Here is an 18,923-nt window from a genome sequence, read left to right as displayed (position 1 = left end):
ACGACGTCGTCGATACTGGTCCACTCGCTGTCCTCGGTGGTGATACCGATCTGACAGCTGCCGCCACTCACTTCAATGCCCTCGACGGCCACTTCAGTCCAGTTGCCCCAGCCTGCGGCGGGGATCGTGGATGAATAGGAGTTTCCGTCGCAGTAGGCCCAGAGCCATGCGCCGCTCGTTGCGCCGCCGACGGTGTAAGCGGACAGACGGTAGGTACCGTTCGCCAGGCCCGAAATGGTCTGGTTGGTGTTGGCGGTGTACGACGCGCTTGAGGACCAGTGGGTCAGTCGGTCGCCACTGCGCCCGCTGGACTCGGTGTACTGGGCCGCGGCATCGTCGTCCAGCGTCCAACCGCTGGTGCCGTTCTCGAACCCGGGGTTGGACACCAGGTTTTGCGACAACGAATAGGATGAGAAAGTCAGCAACGTGGAAAAGAGCATTAGCGGTGTTGCCAGCTTCCAGCCCTTGGGAAATCTACCTCTTATATTTATAGGGTGAGTCATTTTCGTTCCTCCGATTGAATTAGGTGATTCTATTTAAGGATCACACAGTGTCGAATCAGCTTCTCCGTTACTTCGGGGCGGAGAAGCAGAGACGAGTCTAAAAACCGTTTATTGTTGTTTGGGTTATTGTTCGTAAGCCCCCAAGTCGGGTGCGGAACCGTTGTAGGGCAGCCCGACATTCACACCGCGATCAATCATCTGGCTGTTGGGGCTAAGTTTGAGGAAGTCCAGCTCGGGCAGGCTTCCGTCAGCCTGACGCGGCCCCATGAAGTCTTCGTCGGACGTGCTCAGGAAGTCACTGCTGCTTGGGTAAATACCCAGGTTCCAGGTGTTGTATTGATCATCCACACCGGCCATATGTCGGTTCTCATTGGGGAAGCCGATGTTGTTCCTCATGCGGTGGCGATCATTACCGGTCAAGATCACACCGTCGGTCCGGTTGCCGTTCGAGTCCCAGCTGCTGGCCCACATGTCGTACTGCACACGGTTGTTGTAGGCGGTGTTGTTGTACCAGTCGTTTCCGCTGGCGGAGTGGTTGGCATAAAAGCCCTGGTTGCGGTTACTCCAGGCCACGTTGTTGCGTACCACGTGGCGAATACCGGTTTTGCTACTCCCGATTTTGAACCCGGCGCCGTTGCCTGCGGTGGCAGAGCCTGAGTTGATATAGCCATTGCCCATCGCCCAACTGTTTTCAACGATCACGGGAACTTCCTGCGAAATAAAATCCCAACCATCGTCAGAGTTCCACCAGGCGCGGCAGCCACGGAAGACTGTCGGTTCTCCTGTCCACTGGTAGTGAACCCCAAAGCCATCAGCGTTCTCGCCGTCGCCCTGGTGGGACCAGGGGTCGTAGTTGTCATGGGAGTCCGAATTAAGGAACAGATGTCCGCCTCGGGTGGTATGAACGAACACACCGGCGCCCTGAATATGATGAATGTCCAACTCTTCGAAGATATTTCGGTAAGCGTCGTCGCCGCCGACTCTCAGGCCCACATTCGATCGGGTGTTCATGGGCAGATTGCGAATCTCGAAACCCTTGAGGTGGAGGTAAGAACCTGTGACCAAAACGCCGAAGGTATAGTTGGGGTCCGGCTGAATTTGAAGGTTGGAAAAATCGAGCACTGGCTGCTCACCCGGGTACGCGAAGTACCGGATGCGCGCGCTCTCAGAGGTTCCGCTTTTCCAAAAATTGATACCGGCTTCGGGTATGGCGGGGCTGTAGATGTTGTAGACACCGCCCCGGACGTACACCAGATCCCCTGGCCCGGCGACATCAATGGCGCGCTGCAGTGTGCGGAAAGGCTGGTTGAGCGACCCCGAGCTTGAGTCACTGCCATTGAGCGAGACGTAGTAGTCTCCATCATCGCCGGCTCCGTCCGGTGGAGCGCTGCCGCAGGCTTCGGCGCTGACGTCATTTCCGGTAATGGTAAAGCTGTCGATGTTGCCCAGGCCAGAACTGGTGACGGACTCCAGGCGAACGGTGTGGCTCCCCTCATCCAGCCACAATTCCACGGTGTCGCTATCCGCCCAGCTGCTCCAGCTACCGGAGGCAGGGAAAGGCACGCCTTGGTATTCCGTTTGGCCATCGATAGAGATGTCGCCGGGGCGGCCACTGCCGCCGCCGTTGGCGTAGCGCCATTGCAGGGTGTAGCTTCCCGCTTGACTCACTGCCACCTGCCAGTCGACACCGGTTCCGGTGGCGTTGTCGGTGTTGGCGAAGCCGCTGCCGTTGTAGCCTGAATGATTGCTGTCGACCGAGCCGTCCACGCTACAGGAGCCTGCGCCTTCCTCAATCACAACTTCAACCGGCTCATCGCCAGAGACGCGCTCAAAGACCACGTCGTCGAAGCTGCTCCACTCGCTGTCCTCGGTGGTTAGCCCCAGCTCGCAACTGCCACCGCTCACATCAATACCCTCAACCACCACCTCGGCCCAGTTGCCCCAGGCGCTGGAGGGAATCGGGGTGGAGTAGCCCTGGCCGTCGCAATACGCCCAGAGCCAGGCGCCGGCCGTGCTGCCGCCGACGGTGTACGCGGAGAGCCGGTAGGTCCCGGCCGACAACCCGGTAATGGTCTGTTTAGTCTCCGCCCGGTAGGAAGTGTTAGAGGACCAGTGGGTCAGTCGGTCGCCACTGCGGCCGCTGGATTCGGTGTACTGGGCGGAGGCCTCGTCTCCCAGGGTCCAGCCGCTGGTCCCGTTCTCAAAGCCGGGGTTGGTTATCAGGTTTTGGGAAAACGCCAGGGATGAGAAAGCCAGCAATGCGGGGGCAAGGGCTAAAGACGCTGTCAGCCTCCAGCTCTGCGAAAATCGACGTCTTGGTTTTGGTGAACGAGTCATTATTATTCCTCCGATGTAGGATCGGGTGATGATTCAACATCTAGCGAGTTTTGAATCGGCGCAGGCCGGAAGTCGGCGAATGCGGCGCGCGAGGAGGGCAAGCGAAATGTGGCTGGGCTTCCACAGACATCGTGGCAGTGACCTGCCAGCGCTGGACCTCTTGTAGCCCGATAAAGTTTGGCCCTTAAGCTTGGGCAAGTAAACGTTTACCGTATATTGAATTATAATAAGAAGGACGTATAGTAATACCAATAGGTAAACGTTTACCTAAAAGTGTGATCTGTTTGGCATGATGGAGGCAAAAAAGGGGATTTTTACGCCGGATAGATCGACCTCTGGTTGATCTGATCTAAACCGTTTGGCTTTGAGAGGAACAAAAAAGAGGCTCCGAAGAGCCTCAAAGCACGATGCTGCGAGAGAGAACTTACGGTCAGAAGGTGGCGCGCAGCCCGAGCTGGAAGCGCCGTCCTGTCATTTCCACGAGGCTGACCCGGTCCCGTTGGCCCAAGTACCCGAGTCGGGTTTCGTTGGTCAGGTTGATTGCTTCGAACGAAGCAGTGAGGTTGTCGGTGAAGTCGTAGGACAGGCTCATATCCACTTGGCCGTATTCGTCGGTGTAAGAGGGCTGGCCGGCCTCGCCCACGCGGCTGCTCATGTAGCTATCCCGCCAGTTGTAGGCGATACGCGTCTGAAAGTTGTTCTTGTCATAGAAGGCGATAATGTTATATGAGTTCTTGGCGAAGCCTTCCAGGGATGAACCGGGCTCTGGTACCAGCGGGGAGTTTACAGGCAATGCCTCCTTGTCCTCGCTGTGCGTATAGGTGTAGTTCGCCTGAACACCGAAGCCGTCCCAAAAACTTGGAAGAGTATTGAAGTAGTGCAAAGCGGACAATTCCAGTCCTTTGATCGTGCCGCCCGGGCGGTTGTTCTTCTGGTTTGATATGTACTGAACAATGTCGCCGTTCTCTTCGTAGGCGTCCAAGAGGGCCTGTTCGATCGGACCGTCCCAAGGGCCGGTATCCGTGAAGGTCGAGATAAAGTTGGTGATATCCTTATAGAAGAGGGTCGCAGAGTAAGCGCTGTCATCTTCGGCATAGAACTCATAGCCCAAGTCAAACGATGTCACTTCATAGGACTCCAAGTCCGGATTACCACCGGTGACCTGAACCACCGGGCTGTTGACGCCCGCACTCTCAGAGTAGTTCGGACTCATGTCCCTGATGTTGGGGCGAGCGACGGTCTTGCTGGCAGCCGTCCGTACGACGTGGCCACCACCAAGATCCAGCTTCAGGTTTACACTGGGTAGGAGGTGTTCTTCGGTCGTCTCGACACTAAGTGGCTGTAGCCCTTCGCTATCAGCGGTATTGACGACCTGCTCCGGCAGGTTCGACCCTTCTTCGTCCAGCCGCAGAAGACTGATCCTCGACGCGTTGCTCTGGCCTTTGTTGGTAATATCGACATAACGCAGGCCTACATTGCCCGACCAGATGACGTCACCCAGCTCGCCCTCAAGGTTCACCATTGCATAAGCGGAAATGTTCTCTTCGTTGTTGACGAAGCTTCCGGCGGCATTTCTATAAACCGTGTCCCAGCCTTTTTGTACGATGGGTGATTCGGGGCGTATCTCCTCCAGAATTTCCTGAGTGGCAGCGCGATACGTCGCATGGTCTTTGAGCATGACCCACTGGCGAGGGAAATCTCCTGATACGCCGTCCATGAAGTTGCCGTCACTTAGAGTAAACAGGTTGTCGGGCAATTCACCGAGCTCGGATGGCCCGCCCCAAGTGCTGCCAAAGCCGATCTGCATGCCTCCGGGGTAGGGCCAGCAGGGGCAGCCGTTCGCATCGAACTCGGTGCCGTATTCGTTGAAAGCGATGGTGCGGTCCTGGTAGGCCACACCTGCCTTCACTGAGCGGGCCACACCGGCGTCGATCTCGTAAAGCGCGTCCAGTTTGATTTCTTTGATTTCATCCTCGGCATCGCTTTCGCCCCAATGCTGCCAGGCGGCTCTTACCTTGGATATGTCTGTGACATCAAGGGCGCCTGTGGTGGACAGACTCGGAATGTCGCTGCTGTAATCGAGCATGATCTGGCTCGGCACGATATTGCCGTCTTCGTCATACATCGTGTGGTGCAATGCCGTGCTGTTGTCGCCCTGCCAATCGTTCTCGGCCTTGGAGTAGGACGCATCGAATTCCAACGTAAGAGCACCCTCGGTGAACATACTGTTGTAACCAACGGCAATGGTCGTGTCCTCGGACAGAGCGTAGTCCACATTCATTTCAACGTCGATGTCGGCAAGAGTGGCTGCATGCAATGTGCCTCCGTCGTTGACAACCACATCCGTATACTTGCTCTCTTCCTGCATTGGAATCTGCAGGCCGGAGCCGAGAGCTTCGCGGTCAAGTTTTGTATAAAGTAAGTCCAGAGTGTTCGAGAAATTACTGCTGGGCTCCCATTGGATGACGGCCGTGACGCCCGCGCGCTCGCGACTGTCGTTAATGGTGGAGTAGATTGTTCGTCCCGGGCCGCGGCTGCCGGGCAGGTCCGTGGTCGGCTCTCCGTTTTCGTCGGCAAGTAGTTGGCCATCTTCGCCGACGGTGCCCGGAATAAAGCCGAAACCATCATTCGCGTACTCGTGCCAATGGCTACTGCGGTAGAGGTCAATACGCCCGTCGGTCTCTCTATAGGTTGCACCGACCAAAACGCCAATGGTGTCATCGGCAAAGGTGTTGCTGATCAGGCCGTTGATTTCCGGGCCCATCTCTTCAGAAAGATCGTTATAGTTTGCCTTTACCGCTGCGACGGCGTTAAAGCCAGGGTTATCCAGCGGGCGCGCGGTACGGACATTGACATAGGCGCCGACGCTACCTGCACTCAGGTCAGCGGTAGGAGATTTGATGACATCAGCACCGCCGATGAGCTCTGACGGCAGTAGCTGGAAGTTGAAGCTTCGGCCGCCCGTGGTGGTGGCCAGCGTGCGGTGGTTGAGCTTCACAATGTTGAACTCCGGGCCGAAGCTGCGCACACTGATCTGCGCCCCTTCACCGCCCGCTCGTGAGATGGTCACACCGGTAATACGCTGCAGTGACTCAGCGACGTTCTGGTCAGGGAATTTACCGATATCTTCCGCGACGATGCTGTCCTGAATGACATCAGCGTTGCGCTTCATGTCGGTGGCCCGGTTCAGACTGCCGCGGATACCGGTGACCACGATTTCCTCAAGCATGGCCTCTTCGTCTTGCGCGTATAGGGTGGGCGCGATCAATGTACCCGCGGAAGCCAGAATGACTGCCGATAACGCGTTTCGTTTGAACATATGCTATCTCCAATACTCATTGGTAGTTATTGTTTAGTGAAAATCCGTTTCGGCGTTCAGACCCTATGACGTTGGAGTCATAGGGTCCCGCCAGGTTGCTGGCAACTGGATCCCTGCAACTGCGACGCCGGGGTCGACGGTACGGGGAGCCCCTCTTCAGTGTGCACTGTTGACGGCGACAAGGGTGGCACAGCTAGAAGAGAAGAACGTTTTCTATGGGCAGCCTGTTCGCTAACCGCCTTCTTCCTCTACACACTTCTTTGATGGGTTTCCGTTATTGAATTAGATGGAAACCTTGAGTGAGTGTGTGTTTCCGTCCGGGTTAAGTAAATAGACAATGGCTCACAAAGATGGACTATTCTATTTTGGTGGTCATGGCGAGCGGGGAGCGCTGAGGCGGAAAGTTGGAAGCGCTGACAGGGCCGGGCTGACGAGCGCTTTCTGGGGAGAGGCGCTTCATTCGGGTCGCTGTCACAAAGAGAAAAATTGCGCCATAGCAGCATGTGGGCGGTGACGTGCAACTCTCCGGGCGGTTGAGCCGATGGCGTAGCATGGCGTATCGGGGTGCGAATGGCTTGGCGCGAACGAGTCGTTTGAACCCGTTCTCTGGGAAGGTTTCTGCCGGCTGATACTCCAATATGTAATATAGTCCAAAATATCAACGACTTACGCGGCGCAATGTGGCCTTTTGGCTCTTTCAGAAAACCGGTTCATTGTGGCTCCATCTGACTGCCGAGCCTCTCTCTGTACTGGGTGGGCGACAGGCTCATCCTTTTTTTGAAAAGCCTGGAAAAGTACAGCGGGTCCTGAAAGCCCAAAGAGTAGCCGATCTCCTTGACGCTCATGTTGGTAAAGCTGAGGTACTTGCAGGCCTCCTGTATTTTCAGGTGGTTGAAGTAACTGATGGGGGAGTAGCCGGTGTTGCGCTTGAAAAGATAATAGAGGTAGGAGGCAGAGTGACTCAGGTGCTCGGCGAGCTCGTCGATGCGGATGGACTGATCCATATGCTCCTGCATATACCGGATGGCGGAGTCGATGATGTTGGTGCTCCGGTCCTCGTGCCGAATCTTGGAATAATAGTCATGGTAGACGAAGGAGGCCAGAAGCTGCCATAAACTGATGTTGACGTATTCGATGGGCTCTGGCCCGTGAGCACTTTCGAGCAGGGAAATAAAACTGTCGAAATAGCTGACTCGCTCTTCTTCAAACGGCAGTTTGACCACACAGGGGGCGGCGCTTTTGCCGTTGATCGCCTGTCTCTGGCAATGTTTTTTGAATAGGGTCTCGGCGCCGGGGCCGGTAAAGTGCACCCAGTAGATGCTCCAATGATCCTGCTCTTCAGACCCGTACTCATGAGGGGTTTCCGCGGGTATGATGAAATAGGAGTTGGGCGTGATAAGGTGTTTTTTCCGGTTCAGTTTGATCCATCCGTCCCCTTCCAGGCAATAAATCAGAATGTACTCATCGGCACCCTGGTTTCTGCGCCTGAAATGATTCCCGGCTCTGGGGTAATAACCAATATCCGTGAGGTAGAGTTCGTTGATGAGCGGGTTTTTCTTGATGGATTCCCGGACGTCCCGGGGTAGAACCACCATTTTCTGGCCCATGAAACCGTCTCTCATTTACCGGCCCCTCCCAATAGAATAATCCATGTTTGTGCCCCTTTGTCTATTTACTTCATGGTGTCGAGAATACACACTCTAACCATAGTCTGCGAGTGGCTTGAGCGCTCGCTAGCTTCCAATAATAAGTTTTCGGATGCCCATCCCGCCCAGTCGACCTGGTCGTTGTGGGTATGCCTCGAGAGAGTATCGCCTATGACTCGTTCAGAAAAAAATTACGCCGAACCGGAAAGCGCCGGTTTGAGGTATGGCTACATTGCGTATGTCTCACTCATCGCTGCACTGGGCGGTTTTCTCTTTGGCTATGACTGGGTGGTAATCGGCGGGGCCAAGCCCTTTTACGAGGCCTACTTCAATCTGACGTCCTCCTTTCAGATAGGGTGGGCTATGAGCAATGCTCTGGTGGGGTGCCTGGTGGGGGCCGCCATCTCAGGCTACATAACAGACAAGCTCGGAAGGAAGAAGGTCCTGCTGATTGCCGGCTTTCTATTCACGCTGTCAGCCGTTGCCACCGCCATTGCAGAGACGTTTTCAGTGTTTGTTCTGATGCGGATGGCGGGAGGGGTGGCCATCGGTCTGGCCTCGACGGTCTCCCCGATGTATATCGCCGAAATGGCGCCTTCGAGCCACCGTGGGAAGTTGGTGTCCATCAACCAGTTGACCATTGTGTTGGGCGTGTTGGCGGCGCAGATTGCGAACTGGGCGATTGCCGATACCATCCCTGAGGCCGCCACCAGAGCTACGATTCTCGATTCCTGGAACGGTCAGTTCGGCTGGCGTTGGATGTTCGCCGCAGAAGCTCTGCCGGCCATCGCCTTCTTTTTGCTGGCCTTTCGTATACCGGAGAGCCCCCGCTGGCTGATAAAGCAGGGCCGTGTGGAGGAAGCCTGCAGGGTCCTGTCCCAGATCGGTGGCGGCCATTATGCCGAAGAGCAATCCACTCTGATCCAGGAGACGGTTTCCGATGACGGCGGGCGGGTACGGCTGAGGGAGCTGCTCAGCCCCAAGATTCTGCCGGTACTGATGATCGGCATTGGCCTGGCGGTTTTCCAGCAGTGGTGTGGCATCAACGTCATTTTTAACTACGCCGAAGAAGTTTTTACCAGCGCGGGCTACGACATCAATCAGATGTTGGTGAACATCATTTTTACCGGGATTGCCAACCTTGTGTTTACCTTTGTCGCCCTGAGAACCGTGGACCGTTGGGGCAGAAAAACCCTGCTTCTGATCGGCTCAGGCGCCTTGGCGGTCATCTATCTGCTGATGGCGTTTTTCTACTACACCCAGATCATCGGGTGGCACATGCTGGTTCTGGTGGTGGCCGCCATCTCGTTCTATGCCATGTCACTCGCACCGGTAACCTGGGTTTTCATTTCCGAAATATTTCCCAACCGGATCCGGGGCGCCGCCATGTCCGTCTGTGTCTTTTCCCTATGGACGGCCTCGCTGGTCCTGACCTACACCTTCCCCCTTCTGAACGAAGGCCTCGGTGAAGGGCCACAGGGAACGGCGCTTACCTTTGGGGTTTATGCGCTGATCTGCATTGTCGGCTTTGTGCTGATTCTCAGAAAGCTTCCCGAAACCAAAGGAAAATCTCTCGAAGAGCTGGAGAGGGAACTTGGAACCTCTTTCGATGCTTATCATCAGGAGTAGAATCGATGTACGACGATAAAATGACCGTAAAAGCGTGGCAGGAAGCCGTTACCATTCCGACCTATCCGGTCGGAGAAGAGGAACGGAATCCGATGTTTTTCGAGAAGCGGGTCTATCAGGGGAGCAGCGGTAAAGTATACCCGCACCCGATCACCGAAAAGATACTCGATCAAAAGGAAGACCGTACTTACAACGGGGTTTTCCTGGAAAACTGTTATTTGAAAGTCATGATCCTCCCGGAGCTGGGCGGACGGGTTCAGATGGCGTATGACAAAGTTAAACAACGCCACTTCATCTACCACAACCAGGTCATAAAACCCGCCCTGGTCGGGCTTCTCGGGCCCTGGATTTCGGGGGGTATAGAATTCAACTGGCCGCAGCACCATCGGCCGACGACGTTCAAGCCGGTCGACTTCGCCGTTCAGGAAAACAGCGACGGCTCAAAAACCGTATGGACGCACGAATTTGAGATTATGTCCCATACCCGTGGCGCCGCCGGCTTTACCCTGTATCCGGGGAAGGCCTATCTGGAGGTAGAAGCCAAGATTTTCAATTCAACCTACCTGCCTCAAACGTTTCTCTGGTGGGCGAACCCGGCCGTCGCGGTGAATGATCATTACCAGTCGGTGTTTCCACCCGACGTCAATGCCGTTTTTGACCATGGAAAACGGGACGTTTCCACATTTCCCATTGCCACCGGCACCTACTACAAGATCGACTATTCGCCGGGCACTGATATTTCCCGCTTCAGGAATATTCCGGTACCCACCTCCTACATGGCAATGGAATCCGATTTCGATTTTATCGGTGGCTATGAGCACGACAGCGAGTCGGGGCTCTTGCATGTGGCGGATCATCACGTATCGCCGGGCAAGAAGCAATGGACCTGGGGTAACGGGGAGTTTGGCAAAGCGTGGGATAGAAACCTCACCGATGAAGACGGCCCCTATGTCGAGCTGATGACCGGAGTGTACACCGATAACCAGCCAGACTTTGCGTGGCTGATGCCCTTCGAGGAAAAGTCCTTCTCGCAGGTTTTCATGCCGTATCAGAAAGTGGGAATGGTAAAGAATGCCACTCGGGATATTGTGATCGGTATTGAACCGGAGGGGCCCCATGCCGCCCTCATCACCATCTACGCGAGTTCGGAGCAGAATAACCGGGTTGAGCTCTATATCAACGAGCGTCGGGTATTTGAAGAGTCCTTCAGTGTTTCTCCTGAGAAACTCTACCAGAAGTCGATATCATGCAGCGAGACGCTCGGTGAGGCCAATTACGTGTTGGTGGTTCTGGATCATTCTGGCAAAGAGCTGGTCCGATACGAGCCAGCCAGTATTCAGAAGAATGAGATCCCGGAAGCGGCAGATGCCGCAGAGGAGCCCAGTCAAGTCACGAGCATCGAGAAGCTCTACCTGACCGGGCTTCATCTGGAACAGTATCGGCACGCGACGTACAGCCCTGTCGATTATTATGAAGAGGCACTGCGTCGGGAACCCGGGGACGTGCGGAACAACTCCGCCTTGGGGCTGTGGCACCTAAGACGAGGCCGGTTCGCTGAAAGTGAGGACTTTTTTGAAAGAGCGATTGAAACGCTCACCTATCGCAACCCCAACCCCTATGTCGGGGAGCCATACTTCCACCTTGGCGTTGCCATGAAGTTCCAGGGCAAGCTGTCAGGGGCTTATAACGCCTTCTACAAAGCGGCCTGGAATCGTGCCTGGCAGGATGCGAGTTATTTCTGTCTGGCCCAAATTGACACCTACCGGGGGAGCTATGACCGGGGCCTGGAGCACATCAATAAATCCCTGGATCTGAATCGAAACAATGCCGCGGCGTGGGCGCTGAAGGCGGCGCTTCTTCGAAAGCTGGGCCGACTACTGGATGCGACGCAGGTGAGTGAAGCCGCGATCGCTCTCGATGGCTTCAACCTCACTGCCCGGTTTGAGCACTACCTCGCGGAGTCAGACAGAGGGGAGCGGGGGGCAGCGTCTTCTTCCCTTGAGCTGCTCGAAGAGCGTTTCCGCAATGACGTGGAAACGTTCATCAACGGCGCATCAGAATATGCTCACGCAGGCATGTTTGATGAAGCCATCAGCCTGCTCGCCCTCGTGCGCCCCGGTCAGGACGGACGGCTCCACCCGATGGTGTACTACCACACGGGTTGGTTCTGCCAAATGAAGGGCGATACTGATGTAGCTCGGAAGTATTACAGAATGGGGGCGCAGGCCTCCCCGGACTACTGCTTCCCCAATAGACTGGAGGCGATACCCGCGCTGCAAGAGGCCATGAAGGCCGATGAGCATGACGCCAGAGCACCGTACTACCTCGGATGCCTGTTCTACGACAAGCAGCAATATGACCTCGCCACGGGTCTCTGGGAAGAGGCGGCGCGAAAAGATGCCCGCTTCCCGACGGTGCACCGGAATCTTGCCATCGCCACGTTCAACCACGAAGGCGATGCCCAGAAGGCGTTGGAACTCTTTGAGAAAGCCTTTTCCCTGGGTCGGTCCGATGCTCGGGTCTTCATGGAACTGGATCAGCTTTATAAGCGGATGAATCACCGCCCGGAGAAAAGGCTCGCGTTCCTGGAGTCTCATCTGGACCTGGTCGATCAGCGGGATGATGTCTATCTGGAGCGGATCGGACTGCACAATGTTCTGGGAAATCACGAAGAGGCTTACACGCTCATCACCGAGCGCACCTTCCATCCCTGGGAAGGGGGAGAGGGCCGGGTTTCCGGGCAATACGTCTACAGCCTGATGGAAATGGCGAAGGAGAATCTCGCCGCCGGAGAGTACGAACAGGCCATCGAAAAGCTGCGTCAGGCGTGCGTCTATCCGGAAAACCTGGGCGAGGGCAAACTCTATACCGCCAGAGAAAATGACATCAACTACTGGCTGGGTGTTGCCCATGATTTGAGCGGGAACAAAGCGAAGGCCAAAGATTATTGGGAGAAGGCCACGCAAGGCGACGACGAACCGGCAGCCGCAGTTTTCTATAACGATACCCCGCCAGAGCACATTCTGTATCAGGGGCTGGCCTGGCGTAACTTGAACGAACCGGCAAAGGCGGACGCCATATTCCGCAAGCTGGTCCACCACGGAGAAGTCCATAAGGACGATCACGTGGCGATCGACTACTTTGCCGTCTCTCTGCCTAACATGCTGATTTTTGATGATGACCTCAATCTGAGAAACAGAGTGCACTGCCTCTACGTCACGGGGCTGGGGCTGCTCGGCCGAGGGCAAACCCGCGAGGCCAAGTTGGCACTGGAAGAAGCGGTGCGCCTGGATGAAGCGCACTTCGGGGCCATTAGCCACCTGCGTCTTGCGAACCGACCGTCTCTGATGGAAACCCGCCAGGCGACAAACGTTGATTGTTCCGCCTAGTAAAACGTCGGGTTGCTCGGAAAACGGTGAGTACCATGGAGCCTAATAATGAATAATAGAAGTGGAACGCGGCCGACACTCGCCATTGTTCTGTTCTTGGCGATGTCACTGGGCTTTCCTGCCGTTGGGCAGGAAAGCCCGGAGACCCTGTCCCTTGCGGGGGACTGGAGTCTTGCGCTGGACCCATCCGATAAGGGCCTCAAGGAGCGGTGGTACAACAGAACCTATTCGGAGTCGATCCTCCTGCCTGGCTCCCTGCAGGAGTCAGGCTTTGGAGAGCCGGTGTCCATGGCAACGGAGTGGGTGTCCAGTAGCTATGCCGGATACGAGCGCTTTGTTGCGCTCGACAAGTACGCCCCGTATCGGACCGACGATAATTTCAAATTTCCCTACTGGCTGACCCCTGATACCCACTACAAGGGTGTCGCCTGGTTTCAGAGGGAAATTGTTATTCCACCGGAGTGGCAAGACAAGCGGGTCACGTTGCACCTGGAGCGGGTTCATTGGGGCTCCACCGTTTTCGTCAACGACCGCAAAGTCGGCTCAAACAACAGTCTCGCCACCCCCCACCGATATGACCTTACGGAGTCTTTGGAGCCGGGAACACACCGGCTCAGTATCCGGGTCGACAATCGGGTGTTGCTGGAAATCGGCCGGAACTCCCACAGCATCAGCGATCACACCCAATCCAACTGGAACGGGATCGTGGGAGAGATCGCCCTGGAGGCCACGTCTCCGGTTTTCATATCGGAGGTAAAGATCGCCCCGGATGTTCCCGGGCGAATGGCCAAAACCACCGTGCGGGTCGAGAACCATAGTGGACGCCCCAGGGCGGGAACATTGCGTTTGCAGGCAACCTCGAAAAACGCCGCCGAGCCGCAACAGCTTCCGGTGGTCGAGCGATTCTTTTCGGTTGATGCGTCTGGCGTGGTCGAAGTCGATTACCCCATGGGCGATAAGATGCGGTTGTGGGACGAGTTCACACCCAACCTTTACCGCATGCGCGCGGATCTCATCTTCGCCGGTGACGATGTGCACCGGAATTCATACCAGACCGATTTCGGAATGGTGGACTTTCGAGTGGATGGCCAACGCTTCTCAGTGAACGGTAATCAGGTCTTCCTGAGGGGAACCCTCGAGTCCGCGATTTTCCCGCTCACCGGTTATCCGTCAACATCCAAGAAAGAGTGGGCACGCATATTCGACGTCATCAAACAACACGGCCTGAATCACGTGCGGTTCCACTCCTGGTGCCCTCCAGAAGCCGCCTTTCAAGCGGCGGACGAGGCCGGGGTCTACCTGCAACCGGAGGCGTCGGTCTGGCCCAACCAGGGAGCAACGGTCGGCAATGGCGGCCCGGTGGATGAATTCGTCATCAGTGAAAGCAAACGCATTCTCGATGAGTACGGTAACCATCCGTCATTTGTCATGTTCGCGCACGGCAATGAACCCGCCGGTAAAAATCAGGAAACCTACCTGGCGGAATTCATAGAAACGCTGCAGGACTATGACGACCGGCTTGTTTACACCGGCGGAGTGGGCTGGCCGGTCCTCCCTGAAAATGAATACCACGTGATTCCCGACCCGAGAATCCAGCAGTGGGAGGCTGGGCTTAAGAGTCGAATCAACTCCCAGCCTCCCAGCACCGACTGGGATTTTGGCGACGTGATTGAAGAATACGACCGACCGGTGGTCGCCCATGAAATCGGGCAGTGGACGGTCTACCCGAACTTCAATGAAATGTCCAAGTACACCGGCGTTCTCTACCCCCATAACTTCGAAATCTTTCAGGATTTCCTGAAAAAGAATCACCTGTTGCACCAGGCGGAAGATTTTCTGATGGCCTCCGGCCGACTGCAGGTGCTGGCCTACAAGGCGGACATCGAAGCTGCGCTCAGAACGCCCGGCCAGGCAGGGTTTCAGATGCTGGACCTGAAAGATTTTCCGGGGCAGGGCACGGCACTGGTAGGGGTGGTAGACCCCTTCTGGGACAGCAAGCCCTACACGAGCGCGCGGGAGTTTCGCCAGTTCAGTTCCCAGACGGTGCCGCTGGCCCGACTGGAAAAACATCTCTGGACGGACGCGGAAACCTTTACCGCCGATTTGGAAGTCGCCCATCTTGGCCGATCACCGATGAAGGCGGTTCCCGTTGAATGGCGGATCATCAACGAGCGCAACAAGGTCGTTGCGTCCAAACAGTACGCGGTCGATCTGCCGCGCGGGAACAACATTGCGGCCGGGCAAGCCGCGCTTGAGCTCGCGGCTTTTACATCGCCACAGAAACTGACGCTCGAAGTCAGGGTGGGGGACCTGGGGTGGAATCACTGGGACTTCTGGGTCTATCCCCAGTCAGGCCCCGAGGCGGAGCCCAGCGACATTCTCATCACCGACCGGCTGACCCCTGAGGTCGAGAAAAAGCTGAAGGCTGGTGCTCGGGTGCTTCTAAAACTCGACGGCCGTATCCGCGACGATAAAGGCGGTGACATCGCAGCCGGCTTCTCACCAATATTCTGGAATACCGAATGGACTGGCGGCCAGGAGCCCCACACCATGGGCGTTCTGGTGGCGCCCGAGCATCCGGTGTTCAATCGGTTCCCCACAGAGTTTCATACCAACTGGCAGTGGTGGGACATCCTCCACGGTATCCAGCCCATGAACCTGGGGGACCTTTCCCCGGAGCTGACACCGTTGGTACAGATGATCGACACCTGGTCCGAGGCCAGAAAGCTGGGGCTGATGTTTGAAGGCAGGGTCGGGGAGGGGCGCCTTCTCGTCACCTCCATTGATTTCGACCGGGATCTGGACGAGCGACTCGGTACTCGTCAACTCTACCGCAGCCTGATGGCGTACATGAACAGCGAGGCCTTCCAACCGGCTCTGCCGCTCGAGCCGGATGCGGTTCGCGGTTTATACAATCAATAATTAAATAGGGTTTGGCCCAATGACATCGCACAAAACAACACGCACGGGCTTACGAACTTTCCTGGTCGGTTTGGTGATACTGGGTTCGTTCGGTTGCCAACAGGCTCAGGTCCACCAGGCCCAGATACCCGACCACGGTGTCTGGCCCAGGCCAGAGATCATTCCCGTTCCGGCACAGGTAAGCCGCGTTACGGCGCCGGTCATTTCGCTGGACGGCACCTGGAAATTCACCGCAGAGCCGCCTGAAGAATTCTGGCTTGAGACGGTGAACTTCAGTAACTGGCAGGATATCAGGGTCCCGGCTCAAGCCAGTTTTCACATCGAAGACCTCGCCATTCGAAGAAACGAATTGCGGCCTTCTTATGTCTACAAGCGCGTTATCAACATCCCTGAGGACTACACTGGAAAGCGAGTGAAGCTGCGCTTCCAGGGAGTCACTGGTGATGCCACTGTTTGGGTTAACGGAACGGAAGTAGGGCGTCATCATGGTGGTTTTACCATCTGGAACCCCGACATCACAGAACAGGTGACTCCGGGCGAAGAGGCAGTCATTACCGTCTCTGTCCATGAGCCCGAAAAAGGCCAATCCACCAACACCTACCACGGCGGCATTGTTCGTGGTGTGGACCTGATGGCTTTACCGAAGAACCACATCACAAGGTTTCATATCGATTCCGATCTGGACTCTCAGTACAAAGATGCGCAGATGAATGTCTGGGTTGCGATGGCGTTCGCAGAGGGTACCGAAAATGCTGAGCTACACCTGACCCTGGAAGATCCCTCTGGCCAGAGCACAGAGATCACACCCTCGGTGCTGAAGCTGTCCGCCCGGGAGGCGGTGCCCTGCGTTCCCGGTCGCGATTGCCGGCCTGGGCCCGACACGTTGTCCAGTGGAGAGGCAGAGCGTATCGTCTCCATTCCGGTGGCCAACCCCGGAAAATGGAGCGCGGAGCATCCTCAGCTCTACAGGATCCGTGCGGATTTGTCCGTCGACGGGGTTGTCACCCAAAGTGTGACGCGCCAGATCGGTTTCCGGGAGGTGGAGATCGACGGACAACGGTTGCTGGTCAACGGTAACGAGGTCAAATTAAGAGGTTCCGCTCAGTTTGACAGCCACCCGCTCAATGGCATATCGCTCACGAAAGAGGAGGCCATTCGGGACCTGAACCTCTATAAAGAGGCCAATCACAACTTCGTTCGCCCCTCCTGCTACATAGCCAACGAGGACTTCCTTGAGGCCGCCGATAGAATCGGGATCTATGTCATGGGCGAAATGCCGGTGACCTTTGCCCACGTCGCTGCCGACGATGAATCGCTATTGCCGATCTTTATGGAACAGACAGCGGAAACCATTGAGCAGGCGAGGAATCACCCCAGCATCCTCTTCTGGATGCTGGCCAACGAAACCCACTACGGCTTCAATATCGGAAAAATGGCCGACTATGTTTTTAGCGAAGATCCATCGCTCCCGGTTGCCTACAGTTGGTCCCAGTCAGTGCCACCGGACCAGCCTCTTCCGTTCAATATTTACAGTTACCACTACCCGGGTTATGACGCGGACCTGGCGGAAAGGGACATATCCCCGTTCAATAGTCTGAGCGCGGGCCAGGCTATTCCGCCCATGCCCGTGATCGCGGATGAGTTTGCTCACCCGTCCTCGTACAATTATGAGGAAATGCGGCGGGACCCGAATGTTCGAAACTTCTGGGGCGAGACCATCGATATTTTCTGGGAACGCATGTTCACGACGCACGGCTCCTTGGGCGGCGCCATCTTTGCGGGTATTGATCACCCCTTGAATCTGACCCGCCAATACCCTTGGGGGATTCTGGATAAATGGCGTAGGCCCAAGCCAGAGTACTGGCACACAAAAAAGGCGTTTTCACCCGTGCGGCTTGAGAACCAGCCATTGCGCAACCCCGGCGCCGGGAACCCGCTTGAACTGCCCGTCAGTAACTGGTTCGATCACACCAACCTGAATGCGGTCACCTTTTTCTGGTCCGTGGCGGAAGAGTCCGGTGAGATTCCGGGCCCCGACGTTGCCCCCCGCGGCGAGGGTCGCCTCGTTATTCCCGGTAGGAATTGGCAGCAAGGCGACCAGCTAGACATTGTTGTTCGTCACAACCGGGACGAAAGAATCATTGACCAATACCGCCTCGCGGTGGAACCGCCAGAACCGGCCGCGCCGACACCCGCCGGCGCGCTGCCCGATATCACCGAAACCGCCGAATCGATTCAGATCGTAGGTGCGGATTTCACGGTAACGTTCAGCAAGCGGAACGGCCTCATAGACTCCGGCACCTACAATGGGACGACATTGATCCAGAGCGGGCCGTTTCTGAATATTATCGGTGTAACCCTGGATGACTGGTCACTGCAAGATATCGCCGCTGATACGGATGGCAACGAAGCCGTGGTGCGGATTTCGGGTTCTTACCTCGCACAGCCCGAGCCGCCGCGCGGCAGCGACGAACCGGTCACAGAGGCGCCTGTTGACGTCGATGTGGAATTCATCGTTCGGGTCGATGGGCAGGGGCTGCTTACCACGACCTATACGATTGCCGACTTTCCGCTCACGCCGCCCGAGACCCGCCTCGTTCCCTGGAACGAGACCGATGCGGGCGGTTACGGTGAAGTCGGCGTGAGCTATCTATTGACGGACAGCATCGACCAGTTGGCCTGGGCGCGAGACGGCCTCTGGTCCGTTTATCCCGAGGACCACATTGGCCGCAATGCGGGCATGGCGCCACGCTCCAAGCCCAATAGCATGAGGGTGGGCGTCGAACCGGATTGGCCCTGGTCGTTGGATGAAACTGACTTTCATCTGTTTGGCGCCGACGATCCGGGCCGCCGGGGCACCAATGATTTCCGAAGCATGAAGGAGTACATCCATCACGCCTCGGCTATCGCCAGCGACGCCGGAGCCAGCGTGCGTGCTGAATCCGCGGCGCAAGACGCGGTCCGCCTGGAGGTGGTCGATCAGGCAAGCTTGGCCGAGCAGCTTCCGGTGGCGGACTCATCAGCGCAGGGCGGCGTGATGCTGCATGTCATCAGTGAATGGAACTATCGGCACCTCGGGCTTGGAAACTACATGAAGCCGCCCGTTCTCATCGGGCCGAACTATTCCAACACCGTATACCTGCGCCTGGCGAAATGGACCGGACAAGACCGGGACTGA

At 56.5% G+C, this 18,923-nt stretch carries 8 protein-coding genes; 4 read left to right on the top strand and 4 right to left on the bottom strand.

What is annotated here, in order from left to right; all coding sequences use genetic code 11:
• From G547_RS0111900 to G547_RS0111885, 4 genes are all read right to left on the bottom strand, one after another.
• The coding region (locus G547_RS0111900; protein ID WP_211224549.1) for a hypothetical protein at positions 1–503 on the bottom strand (503 nt) is incomplete at its 3' end.
• A gap of 123 nt (positions 504–626) precedes the next feature.
• Positions 627–2,840 (bottom strand): right-handed parallel beta-helix repeat-containing protein, encoded by a 2,214-nt coding sequence (locus tag G547_RS23595; protein WP_169449445.1) that lies wholly within the window; start codon positions 2,838–2,840, stop codon positions 627–629.
• Positions 2,841–3,270: 430 nt separating this feature from the next.
• Positions 3,271–6,159, bottom strand: a complete 2,889-nt coding sequence (locus G547_RS0111890) for a TonB-dependent receptor (protein WP_027330050.1) — start codon at positions 6,157–6,159, stop codon at positions 3,271–3,273.
• 710 nt (positions 6,160–6,869) lie between these two features.
• Positions 6,870–7,781 carry an AraC family transcriptional regulator gene (locus G547_RS0111885; RefSeq protein ID WP_027330049.1) on the bottom strand — a complete coding sequence of 304 codons (912 nt, stop codon included), beginning with the start codon at positions 7,779–7,781 and terminating at the stop codon, positions 6,870–6,872.
• 195 nt (positions 7,782–7,976) lie between these two features.
• Here G547_RS0111885 and G547_RS0111880 point away from each other — a divergent pair, with 195 nt between their 5' ends.
• From G547_RS0111880 to G547_RS0111865, 4 genes are read left to right on the top strand one after another with little or no spacing between them, the layout of a single operon-like run.
• Positions 7,977–9,434: a sugar porter family MFS transporter gene (locus G547_RS0111880; protein ID WP_051235339.1), complete on the top strand. Its 1,458-nt coding sequence runs from the start codon at positions 7,977–7,979 to the stop codon at positions 9,432–9,434.
• Between the two features lie 5 nt (positions 9,435–9,439).
• Positions 9,440–12,823 (top strand): DUF5107 domain-containing protein, encoded by a 3,384-nt coding sequence (locus G547_RS0111875; RefSeq protein WP_027330047.1) that lies wholly within the window; start codon positions 9,440–9,442, stop codon positions 12,821–12,823.
• Positions 12,824–12,871: 48 nt separating this feature from the next.
• Entirely contained in the window at positions 12,872–15,745 is a 2,874-nt protein-coding gene (locus G547_RS0111870; protein WP_051235337.1) for a glycoside hydrolase family 2, read from the top strand.
• Positions 15,746–15,764: 19 nt separating this feature from the next.
• Complete coding sequence (locus G547_RS0111865) at positions 15,765–18,923, top strand: glycoside hydrolase family 2 (protein WP_027330045.1); 3,159 nt, start codon at positions 15,765–15,767, stop codon at positions 18,921–18,923.

The organism is Marinimicrobium agarilyticum DSM 16975, assembly GCF_000423345.1.
Classification (GTDB): Bacteria; Pseudomonadota; Gammaproteobacteria; order Pseudomonadales; family Cellvibrionaceae; genus Marinimicrobium; species Marinimicrobium agarilyticum.
This window is presented reverse-complemented; position numbering and strand designations above follow the sequence as displayed.